We start from the raw sequence: 3,795 nt of genomic DNA, 5'->3' as shown, positions 1-3,795 counted from the left end.
GTATAGACAAGTGAGAGCGTCACTCCGAATTTACTGGCAGGCCTCGCAATCCGGATTGTCGATCGAGCAGAACTTCATGTCCGTCGCCGGCAGTTCGGGCTCGACGACGGCAACCGGCGCGACCGGTGCGGCGGCCATCGCTGCGGTGCTGTTGGACACCGCGTTGAGCTGGCCCGAGCGCGTCACCGTGCTCTTCTCGGCCTGCGTCGCGCTGGTCGTGCGCAGGTAGTAGGTCGTCTTCAGGCCGCGTTGCCAAGCGAGCTTGTAGGTCTCGTCGAGCTTCTTGCCCGACGCGCCGGCCATGTAGATGTTCAGGCTCTGCGCCTGGTCGATCCACTTCTGGCGGCGAGCACCGGCCTCGATCAGCCACACGGTGTCGACTTCAAAGGCCGTCGCGTAGAGCGCCTTGATCTCCTCCGGCACGCGGTCGATGCGACGCAGCGAGCCGTCGAAGTGCTTGAGGTCCATGACCATCACGTCGTCCCACAGGCCCAGCGCCTTCAGGTCGCGCACCAGCGATTCGTTGATGATGGTGAATTCGCCCGACAGGTTGGACTTGACCGACAGGTTGCCGAAGCACGGCTCGATGGAGGCGTCCACGCCGATGATGTTGGAGATGGTCGCCGTCGGCGCGATCGCCACGCAGTTGCTGTTGCGCATGCCGAAGCTGGCGATGCGGCCGCGCAGGGCGTCCCAGTCCATCGTGGTCGAGCGGTCGACGTCGACGTAGCCGCCGCGGGCCTCGGCCAGCAGGTCCAGCGAGTCGATCGGCAGGATGCCGCGATCCCACAGCGAGCCCTTGTAGGTGGAGTAGCGGCCGCGTTCCTCGGCCAGTTCGGTCGAGGCCCAGTAGGCGTGATAGCAGACGGCCTCCATCGAGCGATCGGCGAAGTCGACGGCAGCCTGCGAGGCGTAGGGAGTGCGCAGTTGGTACAGCGCGTCCTGGAAGCCCATGATTCCCAGGCCGACCGGGCGGTGGCGCAGGTTGGAGTCGCGCGCCTTCTTGACGGCGTAGTAGTTGATGTCGATGACGTTGTCGAGCATGCGCATCGCGGTGCGCGTCGTCTTCTTCAGCTTGGCCTGGTCGATCTGGCCATCCTTGATGTGCTGGGCCAGGTTGACGGAGCCGAGGTTGCAGACGGCGATCTCGCTGTCGTTGGTGTTCAGCGTGATCTCGGTGCACAGGTTGCTGGAGTGCACCACGCCGACGTGCTGCTGCGGGCTGCGCACATTGCAGGCGTCCTTGAACGTGATCCAGGGGTGGCCCGTCTCGAACAGCATCGACAGCATCTTGCGCCACAGGTCCTTAGCCGGCATGCGCTTGAAGAGCTTGATCTCGCCGCGGTCGGCCTTGGCCTCGTAGGCCGTGTAGGCCACTTCGAAAGGCTTGCCGAACAGGTCGTGCAGGTCCGGGCAGGTGCTGGGGCTGAACAGCGTCCAGTCACCGCCTTCGAGCACACGGCGCATGAACAGGTCGGGAATCCAGTTCGCCGTGTTCATGTCGTGSGTGCGGCGGCGGTCGTCGCCGGTGTTCTTGCGCAGGTCCAGGAACTCCTCGATGTCGAGGTGCCAGGTTTCCAGATAGGCGCAGACGGCGCCCTTGCGCTTGCCGCCCTGGTTCACGGCGACGGCCGTGTCGTTGACCACCTTCAGGAAGGGCACAACGCCCTGGCTCTTGCCGTTGGTGCCCTTGATGTGCGAGCCCAGCGCGCGCACCGGGGTCCAGTCATTGCCCAGGCCGCCGGCGAACTTGCTCAGCAGCGCGTTCTCCTTCAGCGCCTCGTAGATGCCGTCGAGGTCGTCGCTGACGGTGGTCAGGTAGCAGCTCGACAGCTGCGAGCGGCGCGTGCCGGCGTTGAACAGCGTCGGCGTGCTGGACATGAAGTCGAAGCTCGACAGCACTTCATAGAAYTCGATGGCGCGGGCTTCGCGGTCGATYTCGCSCAGSGCCAGGCCCATGGCMACGCGCATGAAGAAGGCCTGAGGCAGCTCGATGCGCTGCTCTTCGATGTGCAGGAAGTAGCGGTCGTACAGGGTCTGCAGGCCGAGGTAGTCGAACTGCAGGTCGCGCTCGGGCTTGAGCGCTGCACCCAGCTTGACCAGGTCGTACTGCTGCAGCTTCTCGTCCAGCAGTTCGGCCTTCACGCCCTTCTTGATATAGCCGGGGAAGTACTCGGCATAGCGCTGCGTCATCTCGCCCTGCAGCACCTCGCCACCGAGGATCTCGCGGCGGATCGTGTGCAGCAGCAGGCGCGCGGTGGCGCGGCTGTAGCCCGGGTCCTTCTCGATCAGCGTGCGCGCGGCCAGGATGGCGGCCTTGTAGACCTCGTCGATGGCGACGCCGTCGTACAGATTGCGCTGGGTCTCGGCCAGCACCGGATCAGGCTTGACGTCGGCGCCGAGGTTCTCGCAGGCCGACGCGATCAGCGACTTCAGCGCACCCAGGTCCAGCGGGCGGCGCTCGCCGCGGTCCACCACCATCACCACCGGCTCGGCGGCRCGCGTGGCCTCGCCCTGCGCGGCGCGCTCCTGCGTGCGGCGCTCGCGATACAGCACGTAGGCGCGAGCGACTTCATGGTTGCTGCTGCGCATCAGGCCCAGCTCGACCTGGTCCTGCACATCTTCAATATGGAAGGTACCGCCACTCGGACGCGAGCGCAGCAGGGCGCGCACGACGTTCTGGGTCAGCTGCTCCACCGTCTCACGCACGCTGGCCGAGGCTGCGCCGCTGGTGCCATGCACGGCCAGGAAAGCCTTCATCAGCGCAACGGCGATCTTGCTCGGCTCGAACGAGACCACGGCGCCATTGCGGCGAATGATCTGGTAGGCCTGATAGCCGGACAACGCAGGGGCGCTGGGGGCGGTGGCGTCGGATCCAAACGCGACCGGGGACTGCGACGACAGCGAGGCGGAGGTGGCCTGGCCCGTGGCGGCTTCATGCAGCATGAGGGGATCCTTTATCGAGAAATGACGGGCAAATGCGCGGCATCAACCCGAAGGTCGGGCCAGCGCATCGTGCGGTGCTTCAGTGGGGTATTTCGTCCCTGCCGCTCCATTGCCAGGCCGGCGTTTCGGCTTGGTCCCCGGGCGCTTTGCTGCCGTGGCCAAGCCACTGCAAACAGCGAATCCGAGGGGATGGTCATGGGGTCGACTGGCTCAGCAGGATATCACGAAGGAACACTATATCTATGGCCCCCGCCGCCCTCAAGCACTACCGCTAGTGTCAAACCCTGGCCGCGATTTCTCTGGACAAATGCCCTGCGCGCGCCTTTGGCCGATCAGATCGGGGCTTGCAACCGGCAACCCGCATCAACACTGGGCTGGCGGGCCGAAGCGGGCCGCAAGGCCGCGCCAGCGCTGCGTCCGAGCAAGCGCTCTATAGCCTCGCCGCAGATTCAAGCAGGGCAAATCCCGAGAAGGTTTTTCTTTCAGCTGTCACCAGCCGAGATCGCAAGCCGCGCCATGCGGTAGCGGATCTGGCGCAGCGACAGCCCGAGGCTGGCTGCCGCGGCCGTGCGGTTGAAGCGGTGCAGCTCCAGCGCTCGCAGCAGAATGGCGCGCTCGACCTCGTCGAGATAGCGCGCCAGGTCCGACGGCAATTCCTCGGGCAGGGACACGCCCTCGGCCACTGGTGCCGCCCCCAGGGGGGTGTCCAGCGCGGCGAACTGCGACTCGCTGCGGTCCTCGTCCAGCAGCGTGTCGGGCAGGCCAAGATCGTCGGCGTCGATCCACTCACCGCCCGCCAGCGCCAGCGCGCGGTGCAGCAGGTTCTCGAGCTCGCGCACATTGCCTGGG

The 3,795-nt window shown here is 65.9% G+C and carries 2 protein-coding genes; both read right to left on the bottom strand.

Annotation, left to right across the window (positions count from 1 at the left end):
• Positions 1–30 precede the first annotated feature (30 nt).
• Positions 31–2,946: a ribonucleoside-diphosphate reductase subunit alpha gene (locus AC1DU6_RS23005; RefSeq protein WP_477859854.1), complete on the bottom strand. Its 2,916-nt coding sequence runs from the start codon at positions 2,944–2,946 to the stop codon at positions 31–33.
• A 482-nt stretch (positions 2,947–3,428) separates the two neighbouring features.
• Positions 3,429–3,795, bottom strand: a 367-nt coding sequence (locus AC1DU6_RS23000; RefSeq protein WP_477859853.1) for a helix-turn-helix domain-containing protein, incomplete at its 5' end; no start/stop codon positions are given.

It is taken from the genome of Roseateles sp. P5_B10 (assembly GCF_056400485.1).
Note: the sequence above shows the minus strand (reverse complement) of the source record. Positions and strands in the feature narration are given on the sequence as shown.